Origin of the sequence: Streptomyces sp. Tu 3180 (genome assembly GCF_009852415.1) — a bacterium.
In the GTDB taxonomy this organism is placed as follows: Bacteria; Actinomycetota; Actinomycetes; order Streptomycetales; family Streptomycetaceae; genus Streptomyces.
On the sequence record NZ_WOXS01000002.1, the window covers coordinates 41,915 to 58,378 of the forward strand.

At 70.1% G+C, this 16,464-nt stretch carries 11 protein-coding genes and 4 pseudogenes; 8 read left to right on the forward strand and 7 right to left on the reverse strand.

The window, feature by feature from the left end:
- Window positions 1-46: 46 nt before the first annotated feature.
- From GL259_RS01310 to GL259_RS01320, 3 genes are all read left to right on the forward strand, one after another.
- Complete coding sequence (locus GL259_RS01310; RefSeq protein ID WP_159528484.1) at window positions 47-625, forward strand: TetR/AcrR family transcriptional regulator; 579 nt, start codon at window positions 47-49, stop codon at window positions 623-625.
- Between the two features lie 243 nt (window positions 626-868).
- Window positions 869-1,537 carry an MBL fold metallo-hydrolase gene (locus GL259_RS01315; RefSeq protein ID WP_159528486.1) on the forward strand — a complete coding sequence of 223 codons (669 nt, stop codon included), beginning with the start codon at window positions 869-871 and terminating at the stop codon, window positions 1,535-1,537.
- Window positions 1,538-1,711: 174 nt separating this feature from the next.
- Entirely contained in the window at window positions 1,712-1,966 is a 255-nt protein-coding gene (locus GL259_RS01320; protein WP_243762523.1) for a hypothetical protein, read from the forward strand.
- Here GL259_RS01320 and GL259_RS01325 read toward each other — a convergent pair.
- Together GL259_RS01325 and GL259_RS38235 are read right to left on the reverse strand one after the other, a co-directional pair.
- A complete protein-coding gene (locus GL259_RS01325; RefSeq protein ID WP_208026586.1) occupies window positions 1,952-3,193 on the reverse strand; it encodes an IS110 family transposase in 1,242 nt (413 codons plus the stop codon). The genes GL259_RS01320 and GL259_RS01325 overlap by 15 nt on opposite strands.
- A 364-nt stretch (window positions 3,194-3,557) precedes the next feature.
- Window positions 3,558-3,650 (reverse strand): annotated as a pseudogene (locus GL259_RS38235) (AAA family ATPase); the annotation flags it as partial.
- Window positions 3,651-3,851: 201 nt separating this feature from the next.
- On the opposite strand from GL259_RS38235, the pseudogene GL259_RS01330 reads away from it, so the two are divergent.
- A pseudogene (locus tag GL259_RS01330) lies at window positions 3,852-4,154 on the forward strand (transposase); the annotation flags it as partial.
- On the opposite strand, the pseudogene GL259_RS38240 reads toward GL259_RS01330, so the two are convergent.
- Window positions 4,144-4,509 (reverse strand): annotated as a pseudogene (locus GL259_RS38240) (hypothetical protein). The pseudogenes GL259_RS01330 and GL259_RS38240 overlap by 11 nt on opposite strands.
- 525 nt (window positions 4,510-5,034) lie before the next feature.
- A complete protein-coding gene (locus GL259_RS01345) occupies window positions 5,035-5,907 on the reverse strand; it encodes a GNAT family N-acetyltransferase (RefSeq protein ID WP_243762178.1) in 873 nt (290 codons plus the stop codon).
- A 153-nt stretch (window positions 5,908-6,060) separates the two neighbouring features.
- Between GL259_RS01345 and GL259_RS01350 the strand changes: the two are divergent.
- Window positions 6,061-6,765 (forward strand): annotated as a pseudogene (locus GL259_RS01350) (IS6 family transposase); the annotation flags it as partial.
- 89 nt (window positions 6,766-6,854) lie between these two features.
- On the opposite strand, the gene GL259_RS01355 reads toward GL259_RS01350, so the two are convergent.
- Window positions 6,855-7,733: an alpha/beta hydrolase gene (locus tag GL259_RS01355; RefSeq protein ID WP_159528493.1), complete on the reverse strand. Its 879-nt coding sequence runs from the start codon at window positions 7,731-7,733 to the stop codon at window positions 6,855-6,857.
- A 112-nt stretch (window positions 7,734-7,845) separates the two neighbouring features.
- Here GL259_RS01355 and GL259_RS01360 point away from each other — a divergent pair, with 112 nt between their 5' ends.
- A complete protein-coding gene (locus GL259_RS01360; RefSeq protein ID WP_159528495.1) occupies window positions 7,846-9,783 on the forward strand; it encodes an AfsR/SARP family transcriptional regulator in 1,938 nt (645 codons plus the stop codon).
- A 379-nt stretch (window positions 9,784-10,162) separates the two neighbouring features.
- Here the strand turns inward: GL259_RS01360 and GL259_RS01365 are convergent, their stop codons facing one another.
- The gene (locus GL259_RS01365) at window positions 10,163-11,809 is read right to left on the reverse strand and encodes a ricin-type beta-trefoil lectin domain protein (RefSeq protein ID WP_159528497.1); all 1,647 of its coding nucleotides are present in this window, start codon (window positions 11,807-11,809) and stop codon (window positions 10,163-10,165) included.
- Between the two features lie 338 nt (window positions 11,810-12,147).
- Here GL259_RS01365 and GL259_RS01370 point away from each other — a divergent pair, with 338 nt between their 5' ends.
- Window positions 12,148-13,758 carry a glycoside hydrolase 43 family protein gene (locus GL259_RS01370; RefSeq protein ID WP_159528499.1) on the forward strand — a complete coding sequence of 537 codons (1,611 nt, stop codon included), beginning with the start codon at window positions 12,148-12,150 and terminating at the stop codon, window positions 13,756-13,758.
- Window positions 13,759-14,071: 313 nt separating this feature from the next.
- Here the strand turns inward: GL259_RS01370 and GL259_RS01375 are convergent, their stop codons facing one another.
- On the reverse strand, window positions 14,072-15,085 hold the full coding sequence (locus GL259_RS01375) for a LacI family DNA-binding transcriptional regulator (protein ID WP_166461419.1): 1,014 nt from the start codon (window positions 15,083-15,085) through the stop codon (window positions 14,072-14,074).
- Between the two features lie 208 nt (window positions 15,086-15,293).
- Between GL259_RS01375 and GL259_RS01380 the strand changes: the two genes are divergently transcribed.
- Entirely contained in the window at window positions 15,294-16,259 is a 966-nt protein-coding gene (locus GL259_RS01380; protein ID WP_159528501.1) for a glycoside hydrolase family 6 protein, read from the forward strand.
- The last annotated feature ends 205 nt before the right edge of the window (window positions 16,260-16,464 follow it).

Sequence of the window (16,464 nt, forward strand, 5' to 3'; positions counted from 1 at the left end):
CTAGACCTGTCAGTGCTCTGTTGTCTAGCGATGCTAGGATCGGGCCATGTCGGTACAGGAACGCAAGCAACGCGAACGGGCGGAGCGCGAACGCCTCATCGTGGCGACAGCCCGCGAGCTCGCCGAGCAGCAGGGCTGGGACGCGGTCACCACCCGCCGGCTCGCCGAACGCATCGAATACAGCCAGCCCGTCCTCTACAGCCACTTCCGCGGCAAGCGCGAGATCATCGGCGCCGTCGCTCTCGAAGGCGCCGCCGAGATGGCCGTGATGCTGAGGACCGCGGCCCGCGCCGCGGACAGCCCGCGCGCCCGGGTCATCGCCCTTGCCCGCGCCTACCTCGACTTCGCCGAACGCAACCCGGCGGTCTACGACGCCATGTTCCAGCTCGACGGCGGTCTGGCGTTCGCGAGGGAGGACACCCCCGAACCGCTGAAGGACGCCTTCGCCGCCCTGCTGGAAAGCCTTGCGGAGGTCGCCGGGGACGGCGTCCACCCGGGACTGTTCACCGAGGTGTTCTGGGCGGCCCTGCACGGACTGGCCACCCTGACCCGGGCACGACGGCTCCCGCCGGAGGACACCGAGCGCAGGGTGAAGCTGCTGGTGGACCGGCTCGCCGTGATCTGACGCACCGCCCCGGCGGACGCAGCCAGTGATTGTGTCGAGGGGAAGCGGCAACGCGTGACGGTGCGTTGCGGGAACGTCTGGGGGTGCTCGGTCGCAGAGATGTCGGTGAGTCCCGGCAACGCCGCAGGGTCGGCGGGAGGCTGTACCGCGGTCGGCTGCAGGGTGCCTGTCGGCGGGCTTGACCGTTGTGAGCCGTCAGCGAACGGCCGTATGGCTGTCAGGGTGATCGCGCAGGCTGGGGGCATGGATGTGATCGAGGTACTGCCGAGGCTGTTCATGCTCCGCTTCCCGGTGGGGGCGGCTTATCTGTGGCGGGACGACGACGGGCTGACTTTGATCGACACCGGGACGGCGGACCGTGCCGCGCAGATCGAGGGGGTGGTGGACGGCGAACTGCGGCGGATCGTGCTGACGCACTGGCACGAGGACCACACGGGCTCAGCCGCCGAACTGGCTGCCCGGCACGGGGCGGAGGTGGTGGCGCATCGGCTGGAGGCGCCGGTGATCCGGGGAAACGTGGCCGGGGCGCCGCCGGTACTGGAGGATTTTGAGGTGCCGATCCGGGCGGCGCTTCCGCCGCTTCCCCCTGCTCCCCCGTGCCGGGTGGACCGGGAGGTGGAGGACGGGGACGTGCTGGCGTTCGGTGGCGGTGCGGTGGTGGTCGCGGTGCCAGGTCACACGGACGGGTCGATCGCCCTGCACTTGCCCGGGCCGAGGGTGCTGTTCACCGGTGATGCGGTCGCCAACGTCGGCCGGACCATGCTGGGTGTCTTCAACACCGACCGTCCCCGGGCCGTCGAGTCCCTGCATCGCCTCGCCGAGCTGGACGTCGAGACCGTGCTCTTCGGGCACGGTGATCCGATCACCGATGGCGCGGCGGCCGCCCTGCAAGGAGCAGCGGCCGCAGCGTGAGTCACCCCGGCGTGTGAACGCCGGCTCAGGCCACGGCTGCCTGTTCGGCTCTGGCTCGGGACTGGGCAAGGCGGTAGGCACCTCACGTTGCCATGCCGTCAAGTCGGGGACCGCAGAAGCCGTGTAGCGTGGTTCGCCTGTTCGTCGAACAGGCGGGGTGGAACGTTGGTCGACGTGGTGCGTGTCATGGAGGCGCTGGCCGAGCAGGGCGTCACGGTGCTGTTCAAAGCGGATGCGGAACGCATGCGTGACGGAGTGAGGCCATGGACCTTCGTCGCGAACGGTCTCCCCCTCCACGAAGACCTGCTCGTGCGTACTGATGCCGCTTCGGTGGAAGCCTGCTTGAAGGTCTGCCTGCCGCAGTTGCGTGCCCGTGGGCTGGTCATCCCTGACTGGGACCCGGCCAGCGGTGATCTATGCGGCGGCTGAAACTGTGGCTTCGAGCAAGGTCGGGAAGGCCAGGCTCTCGTCATAGCGCCGGCGTCGCTGAAGGCAGTAGTAAAGCTGTCCGAGCATGCGGTTGAAGAGGTTGCGCTGGGCCGCGGCATGCCAGTCGCCGTGCTCGCGTCGTCGCCGGTAGTGGGTGTTGGCACCCGCAGACGCCCGCAGTGATGCGAAGGCCCAGAGGTAACCGGTGTGGTTGAGCCGGTCGTTCTTCACCCACCGCCGCGTGATGGCCGACTTCTTGCCAGAGGCCCTCGTGATGGGTGAGGAGCCCGCATAGGCCTTCAGCCCACGGGCGTCGGCGAAGCGGCTGCGGTCGTCCCCGATCCCGGCCAAGAGCCGGGCGGCGAGCTGAACGCCGAGCCCGGGGAAGCTCAGCAGAACCTCCGCGTCCGGGTGCTGAGGAAATGTCTCTTCCACCGCCTTGGCAAGGTCGTCGGTGGCGGTGCAGGCCGCCTCTAGTTGGACGAGAAGGGCGAACATCTGCATGCCCGGCGCGTCCTCGATCTGCGGTGCCTGGTGGACCCACTCGTCGCGAAGGACGTCACGCATTCGGTTGGCCTCCGCCTCGATGCCGCGCTTGCGGCCCGCCCTCTTCAGGACGGCCTGCAGCTGCGTGCGAGTCAGCCGCGCGGCCCGGGAAGGCGTCGGGGCCGCCTTCAACAGCTCGCGCGCCTCGGGACGGCACAGACCGCTCTCCCGCTTGGCGACGGCCTCCAAGGCGGCCGGATAGTACTCCCGCAATAAGGAGCGGAGCTGGTTTGCGATCTGCTGCCGGTTCCACAAGGCGTCCTGCTGGGCGCGAGCGAGGACAGCGATGGCCCGGCCGAGATCGGAGTCATTGGGCAGTGCTCGGTGGGCGTGCATGTCGGTGCGAAGGATGTTCGCCAAGACCAGGGCGTCGCCAGGGTCGCTCCTCTTGCGCGAAACCGAATGCCGGTCTCGGTAGCGGGCCGCGGCCATCGGATTGCTCGCGAACACCTTCCGCTTGCCGGTCCGCAGCACAGCTGCCAATAGCCCTCGGGAGGTCTCGATCGCCACAGGGATCGGGTTTTCCTCGGTGCCGCCGTGCTCGGCGAGCAGTTCCAGCAGCAGCCGGTAGCCGGCCGCATCGTCGGTGATATGGCGCTTGGCCACCAGCGTGCCGGTGCCGTCGACCAGGGCGACGTCGTGGGTCCGTTCTGCCCAGTCGATTCCGCAGTAAATCAAGATGTCCCCCCTCGGATGTTCCAGTGTTTGCGCTGGTCACGAGCACATGCGGGCCACGCAGCGACCTAATCCCAGGACTCAACCAGCGGGCCGGTCCGCCACCTCACTAGCCGTTCGTGGCACCAGCGCGCCCCACGGGCCTCGGTCTATTGCCGGAGCTCAGACGGCTCGGGCTTGACGAGAGGTCACCATGCGGCGGGCTCGCGCCACCAACACCAACGAGGGATCAGGCCCGTGGTGTTGTCCGTCGTGGGGTCTCGAAGACGCCACCTCCTCTACGAGTGCCGCAACCGCGTGCCAAATGGCTGTTCAAGCATTCGAGCGGACTGGGGCAGCACCCTGGCTTTCCCGGCCCGTTAGCAAGGAATTAGGAGTCGGTGCCGGTTTCGATGACCGTGCCGTTGGGGGTGAGCCGGTCGACGATGGCTGCGCAGAGCCGGGGGTCGGTGAAGGTCTTGGTCGAGGAGCGTTCCTCCGACCACTGCCCGGAGGCCGGCGTGGTGAGCAGCTCGGCCGGCCGGGGCGCATCACCCAGATCCGGGACAATGCCGTCTACCTGAGCGTGGACGACCTCGGGCTCAGCCTGCGCCAGCGCATCGCCTACACCGAGACCAGCCTGCCCAGCCCGGCCGCCACCGCTCCCCTCTCCCCCCACCGCTCCCGCCGCGGACCCCGCCGTCGACGTCCGGCCAAGCTCCAGGCCGACAAGGGATACGACTACGACCACCTGCGGAAATGGCTTCGCGAGCGTCGCATCCGCCACCGGATCGCCCGCAAGGGAATCGAGTCGTCCACCCGGCTCGGCCGACACCGCTGGGTCGTCGGACGGACAGTGTCCTGGCTGGCCGGATGCCGCCGCCTGCACCGCCGCTACGAACGCAAGGCCGAACACTTCCTCGCCTTCGTCGGCATAGCCGCAGCCCTCATCACCTACCGCCGACTGGGCGCCCCGCTCAAGGCCTGAGCCCGTTCTGCTGCACATCGAAACAGGCCAGCCCCATTGAGTTCGCCAGGTCTGCCGCGTAGGCCGACGCTTCCTCGGCCATGCTCCAGCTCATCCCGAAGTAGATGACCGGGCCACTTGCATTGCGGATCAGAGGACCGCTCGACCAGGGTGAGGACGCTGCCTCATCCTCCGTGATGTCGCACCACCGCTCAAGAAGCGCGGCAACGTAGGCAGCGATGCGTTCGGACGGAGGCTCCTCAGCCTCACTGTCGTCACTGTCGAGACAGCGCTCCTACAGGCCCCTCCAGACCCGCCCGGCGGCCCTGTCATCCGCCGGCCGCTCACCTTCCCAGACAGCCAAGTCGTAGCTCATAGCTGGAGGCTCTCACGCCGCACTGACAAACATCTGCCTCGGTCAGCAGCATCACGCAAACCAAAGGAAACGGCGTCTCAGGGCGCATGCGGAACGGATTGAGAGGGTGGACGGTCTGGGGGATGCCGTCTTCTGGGTGGGGAAGACACCGTCGGCGCAGGTGGCCGCGTCGGCCGCGCCGTCCGGACGATCGTCCTGCTCCGCTACCTGTCGGACCCGCGGCTGCGCGAGCAGATCACCAGGGCGACGAACAAGGCCGAGGCATACAACGGGGACACGCAATGGCCGCACTTCGGCGGAGACGGCTACCTGCGCTCCCGCGATCCCGAACTCCAGGACAAGGTCGTCAAGTTCCTCGACTTGGCGGCCAACAGCATCATCTTCTCCACCACCGTCGACATGACCGGCACACTTCGCGAGATGGCCGCCCAAGGCTGGGGGTGAACCCCGACGACATCGCCGCGCTCAGCCCGCACCGCAGGGACAACGTGCTCCGCTCCGGCGGCTACGACACCGCCATCCTCCCTATACCGCCCGGCCCGTACGACAGCACGCTTCGCCTTCCTGCGGATGGTCTCTGGCAGGGGCAGCCGAGATTGACGGCCAACCGGAACACAGCCGGAACAGGCAGTCGCAGTAAGTACGGGCATCTTCGCTCGGTGGATCCGCAGGAGTGCGCCGTGCGTAAGGGCGGATCGGCCGGCGTGAGCCAGTCCTACCGGTTGGAGGGAACCACCGGCCCCCGGCGATCAGGACGTGGGCTTCGTAGCGCCAGCCGAGGGAGGAGTAGAGGCGCTGGCCTTCCTCACTGGCGATGAGAAGACCGGTACGGGCGCCCTGGGCCACGGCGGCCTCTGCCAGAGCGCTCATCATGGCGCGGCCCAGGCCGCGTCGCCGATGCGCCGCGTCCGTCTCGATGCGATCGGCGATCGCATCGGCGCCGACCACGGCGATGGTGCCGCGCGCCGCTACATCTCCGGAGGAGTCATGGAGGGAGACGACCGTGACTGGTCCCTCCGTGCGAACCTCGCGCTCGTACGGCGCGGCGGGCGCGTGCTGCGGGTGCTCGGTCAGATCGGTCGTCATGAACCACTCGGACCGGTGGAGCAACTCCAGTCCGGCGGCGCCAACGACGGCTTCGACGGTGCCTGGGCGCAGCGTAGGTACGGTGAGCCAAGTGGTCTGCCTCGCGGCGGCGACGGCCGCCGCCAGCCGTGCCAAGGACTCGGGCTCCTCGTCCGCACGGAGCGCGAACACCTCGACCTCGCGGCCGGGTTGGTCGCACTTGGACCGCAGGCCGTCCCCGGCGGACTCGACCGGCTCGGCCTCGGACAGGGAGCGAGCCACGGTCCAGCCGTTCAGCCAACGTCGTATCAGCTCTGATTCGATCTTCGTCATCCGGCGATTAGAACATGACCGCAACCGGTGGACGGGCGAATAATCAGCCCCCGTCGTCCGCCGCCGCCCTCCATTTGCCGGTCGGGCGTTGTCACGTTGGCTGACCGGCCTGGGGTGATCTTGGAGTTGATCGTGCCGGGGAGGGGTTCGCTCGTGTCGTCCGCGGCGCCGTCGTACAAGGGCCACCGGTACCCGGTGGAGATCATCTCCCACTGCGTGCGGCTGTACCACCGCTTCCCGCTCGGCTTCCGCGAGGCCGAGGAACCGATGCCCGAGCGCGGCGTCATCGTCTCCCACGAGACGATGACGCCGCTGGTGCGCGAAGTGCGGGCCGGGCTGCGCGAACGGCCTGCGCCGACGGCGGCCCCGGCCCGGCGGCACATGGCACCTGGACGAGGTCTTCATCAAGATCGGCGGAGAGCGGAAGGACCTGCGGCGGGCCGTCGACGCCGACGGCGGCGTGCTCGACGTCCTCATACAGAACCGGCGGGACGGGGCCGCTGCCCGCCGCTTCCTCCGTAAGCTGCTCGAGAGGACGCGCACGGTGCCCCGGGTGATCGTCACCGACGAGCTCCGCTCCTGCCGAGCCGCCCACCGCGAGGTCATGCCCTCCGTCGAGCACCGGCAGTCGAAGTACCTCGACAACCGGGCGGAGAACAGCCACCGGCCCGCCCGGCAGCGGGAACGCGCGATGGAGGGCTTTTGCTCGGCCGGCGGGCGCAGCGGTTCCTGCCCGCGTTCAGCGGCATCTCACCGCACTTCCGGCCCCGCCGCCACCTGATGACAGCCTCCGGCCACCGCGTCGAGATGACCCTCCGCTTCGCTGTCCGGGAGCAGGTCACCGGCGCCGGCCGGCCCACCACGGCCTGCACACAGGCCCGGGCCGCGGGCCCACCACGCCCCGACGCGCCATCGGACACTCACGCACCCAACAACGTGACAACGCCTCAGCGGGCCAGCAGGCCCTGGATCGCCGCCGCGATCTCGTCGGGTGCCTCTTCGGCCATGAAGTGCCCGGCGCGGGTCAGCCGGTGGTCCAGGTCCGGCGCCCACGCCTTCCACACCCCGGCAGCGTCGTAGCCCAGCTGCGCGCCCCAGTCCTGCTGGACGACAGTCACGGGCATGGCCAATTGCGACCCGGCGTCCAGGTCCGCCTGGTCGTGCAGGACGTCGATGCCCGCCGAAGCCCGGTAGTCCGCGACGATCGACGTCACCGCCGCGGCGCTCGCGCGCAAGTACTCGGCACGCACATCCTCGGGCACAGCGGTTGGGTCGTTGGCCCAGGCGTCGAGGAACGAGCCGAAGAACGCGTCCGCGCTGCCTGCGATCATCGCCTCCGGCAGGCCCGGCGGCTGCGCCATGAGGAAGAGGTGGTAGCCGACCGCCGCCGAGGCGCCATGCAGGACGTTCCACATGTCGAGCGTCGGCACGATGTCGAGGATGCCCAGGTGGGTGATGGTCTCCGGGTGGTCCAGCCCCGCCCGGAAGGCGACCAGGGCGCCTCGGTCGTGGCCGACGAGGGCAAAGCGCTCGTGGCCGAGCGCCGCCGCCAGGGTCACGACATCGGCGGCCATGGTGCGCTTGGCATACACGTCGGGGTCGGTGGCCGTCGGCTTGTTGCTGGCGCCGTAACCCCGCAGGTCAGGGCAGATCACCGTATGCTCGTCAGCGAGCCGCTCGGCGACGTGTCGCCACATCAGGTGGGTCTGCGGAAAACCGTGCAACAGCACGACCGGGCTGCCACTGCCGCCGACAGCCGCAGCCAGCTCCACACCGTCCGCACCGGGCAGACGGACGTGATCGAAGCCGGGAATAGCGAGCGTCACAAGGGACCACCCTTTCGGGCCGGGGACTTGACCGGATCAGCTTGGGCGACGGCAATCAGCAGCCGATCAGTACGGTTGGGCGCAACCGGCCCCTGGCACGGAGGATGGGGGCATGCGAATCGACGTGCTCGGTGTGGTGCGGGCCCTCCGCGACGACAGCAGCCCGGTTGACCTGGGCGGACCCCGCCATCGTGAGGTACTCGCCCGGCTCGTCGCCGCCGAGGCACGGATGGTCACCACCGACACCCTTGTCGATGACCTGTGGACCGATCCGCCAGCCCGCGCCGTGGGTGCTTTGCGTACGTTCGTCGCCGCGCTGCGCCGCGCCCTCGAACCCGACCGGCCGCCCCGCAATCCGCCGCGCGTAATCGTCACCGAAGGTCCCGGCTACGCGCTGCGCCTGCCGCGCGATGACGTGGACGTCCATCGGTTCCAGGACACCCTCGCCCGAGCCCGCCGCAACCCCGACGCGGTGACCGACCTCAGCGCGGCACTCGCGACCTGGCGCGGACCCGCCTACGCCGACGTGACCGGCTCCGCATGGGCGCAGCGCGAGCGGACCCGACTGGAGGAATTGAGGTTGGAGGGGGTGGAACTGCGCGCCCGCATCCTCCTCGATTCGGGGGAAGGGGCCGGTCTCGTCGCCGAACTGGGTGCCCATGTCGCCGAACACCCGTGGCGCGAGCCGGCCTGGGAGCTGCTTGCCCGCGCGCTGTACCGCGCGGGCCGCCAGGCCGACGCACTGGCCGTCCTCCGCCGCGCCCGCGCGATGCTCGTTGACCAACTCGGACTCGACCCCGGCGCCGGCCTTCAGCGCCTGGAGACGGACATCCTCAACGGGGCCGCGCCCCCAGAAGGAGCACGTACCCCATGGACCGGCCATGGTGTCCGGCTCGGCCCGCGCACCACCATGGATCTGGCCCGCACCCTCGCGCTGGCGGGTGGCAACGCCCTCGTCCGCTCCCGGCGCGACCGCCTCGCCGCCATCCATGCGGCGGAACGCACGGGAGACCTCTCTCTGACCGCCCGGACCATCGGCGCCTACGACGTGCCCGCCCTCTGGAGCCGTGCCGACGACCCCGAGCAGTCCCGCGCCGTCATCGCGGCTGCCGAGCGCACGCTCACCGGGCTTGGCCCAGACGGCCCCGCCGACCTGCGCGCCCGCCTCCTGGCCACGGTCGCCGTCGAGAGCCGCAGCGCCGATCTGTCCGGGACCGGGCTGAAGCACGCGCAGCAGGCGGCGCGACAGGCGCAGGAGTTGGCACGGCACCTGGCCGATCCCGCCCTACTGGCCTTCGCCCTCAACGGGGTGTTCCTGCAGTCCTTCACCCGCCCCGGGCTCGCGGCGGCACGGGACAGGACCGGCGCCGAGATCCTCGACCTGGCCACCCGGCACGAGCTGCCGAACTTCGCCCTACTCGGCCGACTCGTCCGCCTGCAATCCGCCTCGGCCCTCGGTGACCTCGACGCCGCGACCTCGCACGCCCATGCAGCCGACCAGCTCGCCGCCACCACCGAGGCGCCCCTCGTCTCCGTCCTCACCGGGTGGTTTAGGGCCCGGGCCACAGCCGCCCGCAGTGCCGAACCTGGCGGACCGACCGCCGCCACGGCAGCAGCGCACTACCGCTGTGCCGAGGACGCCCTCCGGACGGCCGGAATGCCGGGGCTGCACCGCGGCCTGTTCCCGCTCGCCCTACTGGGACTGCGCCTGCTGCACGACCGGCCAGCGCCCACCGACCCGCACCTCGACTGGGGCCCGTACAGGCCCTGGGCGCGACCCCTCGTGCTGCTCGCCCAGGACCGGGGCGAGGAGGCCCGTACCGCCCTCGCCGCGGTGCCCGAACCACCGCGTGACCACATGCAGGAGGCCATGTGGTGCCTGACCGCCCGCGCCGCCGTACGCCTCGGCGAGCGCGGAATCGCCGCACACTCTGCGGCTGCCCTGCGTGATGCCCGTGCAGAACACGCCGGCGCCGCTAGCGGAATGCTGACCCTGGGCCCGGTGGCGCGGTACCTGGCAGAGGCGGAGGCATGCGCCGGAGCGGGTTGACGTGCTCCCTGGCCTGAAGGCCGGGGATTCCGGCCTGGGTCGGCTGACCCTTCCGGGGCTTCCTGCTTCACCGCGCTGTGACGACGCACTGCCTCACCGCGTCGGGAACCACGGTGACGGGCACGACGTCCCGAGCCGGGACCGTGCCCGCCCGGAGATCTCCCGGGCGGGCACGGCACTCAGCCGCAGGCGGTGCCGTGCAGGGTGCAGGTGCTCGGCCGGGGGGTGTTGCCGGTGTGGGTGGCCGGCCTGGAAGCCGATGTACCGACGCCCGGGGTCCCGCCGCAGCCGGGGGCGGCCGTGCCGGCGGATGCGGCAGCCGTGCGGGAGGCCGTGGCCGGGGTGTTGTCGCTCTGGCCATGACCCAGTGCCGTGTCGCTCACGCGCGGGTCCACTTCTGGTTGGCCTGGCCGTTGCAGGCCCACAGCACCAGCGGGGTCCCGTTGGCGGTGTCGGCCCCGTTGGCGTCGAGGCACAGCCCGGAGCGGACGTTGCGGATCGAGCCGTCGGAGCCGACGGTCCACCTCTGGTTGTTCTGGCCGTTGCAGGGCCAGGTGATGACACGGGTGCCGTTGGTGGTGCCCTGGTTGTAGGCGTCCAGGCACTTGTCGCCGTAGACGCGGATCTCGCCGCCCGCCCATGTGGTCCACAGCTGGTTGGCGGCCGTGTGGCAGTCCCACAGCAGAGTCGCGGCGCCGGCGGCCGTGGAGGCGTTGTCCACGTCCACGCAGCGGCCGGAGGCGTTGCCCCGCAGGCGTGAGGTGGTGGCGGCCAGCGGGCTGCCGCCGCTCACCCGGTACGCGGCGACGCCGTGCGCGGGGACGCTCGCCGAGATCTGCCCGGACGTGCTCGACGTGCCGCCGGTCCACAGGTCGGTGAGGGTGAACGGTCCTCCGCTCAGGCCGATCTGGGCGGCCGTCGTGGTGACCGTCGCTGCGCTCTCGCCCCGGTTGAACAGCCCCACCGCGACCGAACCGTCCGCCAGTGGCTTGGCGAACACCTCGGTGTTGCCGTCATCGCGCACCCTGCGCCCGCCCGCGCCCTGGGAGTCCTGGTTCACCGCCAGCAGGCGCGGGTTGCGCAGGATCGCGCTGACGTCGGCGGACATCGTGCGGATGTCGTTGCCGGCCATCAGCGGGGCACTCATCAGCGCCCACAGGGCGAAGTGGGAGCGGGACTCGGTCAGCGACAGGCCGGGGCGGCCGACGACCAGCATGTCGGGGTCGTTCCAGTGCCCCGGACCGGACTGTGCGGCCAGCGGCGCATTGACGTCCAGGACGTTGCCGACGCCCATCGGGTAGCTGTTGGTGTTGCCGTTCTGCCAGATGTCGAGCAGGTCCTCGGTCGTCCGCCACAGGTCGGCGACCTCGCCCCAGTTGTACGTGGACCCCGTGATGGCGTGGAAGCTGTTGGGGTTGATGCTGTAGACGATCGGCCGACCGGTGGCGCGCAGGGCATCACGCATCAGCTTGAACCGCGCGACCTGCTCGTCACGCGTGCCGCTCGAGGAACACCAGTCGTACTTGAGGTAGTCGACCCCCCACGTGGCGAACGCGGCGGCGTCCTGGACCTCGTGGCCCCTGCTGCCCGTAGAGCCCGGGTAAGTGCCCACGGTCTGCGCGCAGGTGCGCTCGCCCGGCACCTGGTAGATGCCGAACTTCAGGCCCTTGCTGTGGATGTAGTCCCCGAGGGCCTTCATCCCGCTCGGGAACTTCGTCGGGTTGGCCCGCAGGTTGCCCTGCGCGTCACGCTGCGGGTCGAACCAGCAGTCGTCGACCACCACGTACCGGTAGCCGGCATCCCGCATGCCCGAGGACACCATCGCGTCGGCGGCCTGGCGGACCTGGGCCTCGGTGATCCCGCACCCGAAGCTGTTCCAGCTGTTCCAGCCCAGCGGTGGGGTGAGCGCCGGACTGCCCGGCGCGGCCGTGGCGGTGGACTGCGCCGAGGCCGTCACGGACGCGGTCACCGTCAGCGCGGCGGCCGTGATGAGGCGGAACAGTCGTCCGCATAATCGTCTGGGCACCGGGACTCCTTCGGCAGGGAAGAGAGAAGAGGGTTCGAAATTTCGATCGCCGTTCGGAAACTTCAGATGCCCCACGGATACTAGAGAGGCGACCGGCCATGTCAACACCTCCTCGGACAGCAGGACTTGTCGCGTGATCAGCAAGGGAGCAGGGCCGAGGCGCACCGACTCCGCACCAGGCGCTTCGAACATTTCGAAGCGGCGCACGACTTGTGCGAGAAGGGTTGACGGGGTACGCCGACCTCCTATCATCCAGAATGCTCGGCAAGTCGCACCATGTTCGACATTTCGAATGCGGCAGAGCTACTCCGACCGATGAACTCGAGGTGAACACCTCCATGGATCTGTCATGTTCGCATCAATTTCTCACTCGTCGCCGCACGCTCGCGGCCGCCGCCGGCCTGGCCGCCGGCGCCCTCCTCTCCCCTGGGCCCGCCCTCGCGACCGCGGCGCAGTACACGAACCCGGTGATCTGGCAGGACTTCGCGGACATCGACATCATTCGCGTCGGCGACACCTACTACGCCTCGGCCTCGACGATGCACTACTCGCCGGGCGCGCCCGTTCTGCGGTCGTACGACCTGGTGAACTGGGAGATCGCCGGCCATTCGGTACCCGTCCTCGACTTCGGCTCCAAGTACGACCTGAACGGCGCCCGCGGCTATGTCAGAGGAATCTGGGCATCGTCACTGGCCTACCGGCCCAGCAACAGGACCTTCTACTGGCTCGGCCAGATCGACTTCGCCCGGACGTACCTCTACACCGCCACCGCGGTGGAGGGGCCGTGGAACAGGCTGACCACGATCGGCACCCCCTACTACGACGCCGGCCTGCTCGTCGACACCGACGACACCCTCTACGTGGCGTACGGCAACACCACCATCAGCGTGGCCCAGCTCTCGCCCGACGGCCACAACCAGGTCCGTACGCAGGAGGTGTTCAGGACACCGTCCAGCGTCGGCACCCTGGAGGGCGCCCGATTCTACAAGATCAACGGGCAGTACTACATCTTCCTGACCCGCCCCGCGAACGGCCAGTACATCCTCAAGTCCTCGAGCGGCCCCTTCGGCCCGTACACGATGCGGCAGGTCCTCCTCGACCTGCGCGGACCGATCCCCGGCGGCGGCGTCCCCCACCAGGGCGGGCTGGTGCGGACGCAGAGCGGCGCCTGGTACTACATGGCCTTCGTCGACGCCTACCCCGGCGGCCGCATGCCCGCACTGGCACCGGTCACCTGGACCGCGGACGGCTGGCCCGTCGTCCAGCTCGTCAACGGCGCGTGGGGCAGCACGTATCCCAGTCCGGCCGTACCCACTCCGTCCCGCCAGGTCACCCCGATGACCGGCGTCGACACCTTCGACGGTACGACCCTGAAGCCGAGATGGGAGTGGAACCACAACCCCGACAACACCAAGTGGTCGGTCGGCAACGGCCTGACGCTGCGGACCGCGACCGTCACCCACGACCTCTACTGGGCCCGCAACACCCTCACGCACCGCATCCAGGGCCCCACCTCCACCGCCACGGTCCAGCTCGACCACTCCGCGATGCGGGACGGCGACCGGGCCGGGCTTGCGCTGCTGCGTGACTCCTCCGCCTGGATCGGCCTCAAGCGCGACGGCGGTGCGGCACGGGTGGTGATGGTCACCGGGCTGACCATGGACAGCAACTGGAACACCACCGGCACCGGCACCGAGACCGCGAGCGCGCCCGTTTCCGGCGGCCGCATCTGGCTGCGCGCGAACGCGGACATCCGCCCCGGTGCACCGCGCCCCGGGACCTTCTCCTACAGCACCGACGGCATCACGTTCACCCGTCTCGGACCCGCCTTCTCCATGGGCAACGACTGGCGGTTCTTCATGGGCTACCGGTTCGCCCTCTTCAACCACGCCACTCAGGCCCTCGGCGGCGCGGTCCGCGTCACGCGGTTCGAGGTGTCCACACCCTGAACCGATCCATCGACCGCACCGCCCGACCCCCGCCCCGACCAGGAGAACCATGAGCCCGCTGAAACAGCTCGGTCTTCGCCGGGCATCCGTCCTGAGCGTGCCGGCCGCGACCGTCCTGGTGAACCCGGCACCGCGACCGGCATCAGCAAGAAAAGGGGCGGGCTGCAACCCGTACCCAAGCCATCGGATCGAACGGCAGTCGCTGCTTCCGCTGCTGGACCCCGACCACCCTGGCCGACTCCCCGGACACCCCGCGCCGCGTCCGGGAGCAACCCGTCCGGACCGGGGCCCGCCCCTCCCGGACAGTGTGGAGTCAGGCGCTGGCCCGGACGGCCAGGCGGGTGGGGAGGACCAGCGGGGTGGGGTCCTGCCCGTTGACGAGCGCGACGAGCATGCGCGCCATCTCCCGTCCGAGAGCCTCTATGGGCTGATGGACGGTGGTGAGCGGCGGATCGGCGATCCGGGCGACCGTCAGGTCGTCGAAGCCGACCACGGCGACGTCGGCGGGGACCCGTCGGCCGGCCTCCCGCACGGTGCGCAGCGCTCCCGCCGCCATGTTGTCGTTGGCGGCGAACACTCCGTCCAGGTCGGGGTGTTCCGCCAGCAGCGTGGCCATGGCGGCGGCTCCGCTGCGCTCCGTGAAGTCCCCCTCCAGCGGTGGGAACGGATCGAGACCAGCGCCCAGCATGGCGTCCCGGTAGCCGCGGTACCGGGCGCGCCCGGCCTCGGTGTCCAGACGCCCGCAGATCACGGCCACGCGCCTCCGGCCGAGTGAGACCAGATGCTCGGTCGCCTCGCGCGCTCCGCCGACGTTGTCCACGTCCACGTACCACCGGGGAGCCGAACCGACCGGACGACCGCCGAACACGACGGGCATCTGCGCCTCGTCGGCCATCCGGGTCAGCGGATCGTCCTCGCGCAGCGCCATCAGCATCACACCGTCCGCGCCCCTGGACCGCAGGAGCTCCTCGACCCGCTTGCGGCCCCGGTCGGAAGCGGCCAGGCACAGCATCAGATGCAGGTCCGCCTCGTCCAGGGCGGCCGACGCCCCCACGATCACCCGGGCGAAGAACGGATCAGCGAAGATCGACGGATCCTCTCCCGAGACGACCAGGGCGGCCACTCCCGTCTGACGGGTGGCCAGCGCGCGGGCGGTCGGATTGGGTACGTAACCGAGTTGCCGCACGGCCCGTTCGACGGCCTCGCGCTTGGCGCGGCTGACGTGCGGGGCGTTGTTGAGGGCGCGGGAGGCCACTGAGCGGGAAACACCGGCGCGTTCGGCCACCTCGTCGAGCGTCGGATGCCGACGCGGCACTGCTTCTGCCATGGCTCGTGAGTCTTTCACAGGCGGGGAGCGCTCAGGGCCGCATGAGATGGGACCGCTTCCAGTGCAATGGCCTACAGGACCCACGTCCTCCTGTGAAAGTCGAATACTGCGCCGAGCATTGACAGCTCAACCACCCACCCACACGATTGGGACCGCTTCCAGTGGGAGCGCTCCCAAAGCGCACCTCCTCTGAAACCGAGGTACTGTCTTGAGCCGCAGACTCCGCACCCTGATGGCAGCGCTCTGTGCTCTGCCGCTGGCGTTCGCCGCCGCACCCTCCGCCCACGCGGCCGACCCGACCACCATGACCAGTGGGTTCTACGTGGACCCCGACTCCAGCGCGAAGAGGTGGGTGGCCGCCAACCCCGGCGACGGCCGGGCCGCCGCGATCAGCGCATCGATCGCCAACACCCCGATGGCCCGCTGGTTCGGCTCCTGGAGCGGCACCATCGGCACCGCCACGGGCGCCTACGTCGGGGCGGCGGACCACCGGGACAAGCTGCCCGTCCTCGTCGCCTACAACATCTACAACCGCGACTACTGCGGCGGCCACTCCGCCGGCGGAGCCGCTTCGCCGTCCGCCTACGCCAACTGGATCGCCCAGTTCGCCGGCGGGATCGCGGGCCGCCCGGCCGTCGTCGTCCTCGAACCGGACTCCCTCGGGGACTACGGCTGCATGACCCAGGCGCAGATCGACGAACGCGAGGCCATGCTCACCGGCGCCCTCGCCCAGTTCAACCGCCAGGCCCCCAACACCTGGGTCTACATGGACGCCGGCAACCCGCGCTGGACCGACGCGGCGACCATGGCCCGGCGCCTCCACGAAGCCGGCCTCCGTCAGGCCCACGGCTTCTCGCTCAACGTCTCCAACTACTTCACCACCGCCGAGAACACCGCCTACGGCAACGCCGTCAACAGCGAACTGAGCGCCCGCTACGGCTACACCAAGCCGTTCGTCGTGGACACCAGCCGCAACGGCAACGGCTCCAACGGCCAGTGGTGCAACCCCTCCGGCCGCCGCATCGGCACGCCCACCCAGACGGGCGGAGGCGCCGAGATGCTCCTGTGGATCAAGACCCCGGGCGAGTCCGACGGCAACTGCGGCGTCGGAACCGGCTCCACGGCCGGCCAGTTCCTCCCCGAGGTCGCCTACAAGATGATCTACGGCTACTGATCCAGGACTCCCGCCGCCCGCACAGGCGACCGGCAGTCCGCCGGGGCGGCGGGCACTCCCCCGACCATCTCACCGGAGAGGGGCCGACGTGATCCCCCGTTATGTTTTCGCGGTTCTGCAAGAGAGCCGCTGACCTCCGGGCCCGGCATGGCTGTTCCCCCCTGCCGAACAGATGACCTGGGGGATGGTGTCACCGGGTCCGGGA

Bases quoted from the DNA above. Each gene is read 5' to 3' on its own strand.
- GL259_RS01360 (WP_159528495.1), top strand. From the start codon at position 7,846: ATGCGAATCGACGTGCTCGGTGTGGTGCGGGCCCTCCGCGACGACAGC.
- GL259_RS01370 (WP_159528499.1), top strand. From the start codon at position 12,148: ATGGATCTGTCATGTTCGCATCAATTTCTCACTCGTCGCCGCACGCTC.
- GL259_RS01310 (WP_159528484.1), top strand. From the start codon at position 47: ATGTCGGTACAGGAACGCAAGCAACGCGAACGGGCGGAGCGCGAACGC.
- GL259_RS01315 (WP_159528486.1), top strand. From the start codon at position 869: ATGGATGTGATCGAGGTACTGCCGAGGCTGTTCATGCTCCGCTTCCCG.
- GL259_RS01375 (WP_166461419.1), bottom strand. From the start codon at position 15,085: ATGGCAGAAGCAGTGCCGCGTCGGCATCCGACGCTCGACGAGGTGGCC.
- GL259_RS01345 (WP_243762178.1), bottom strand. From the start codon at position 5,907: ATGACGAAGATCGAATCAGAGCTGATACGACGTTGGCTGAACGGCTGG.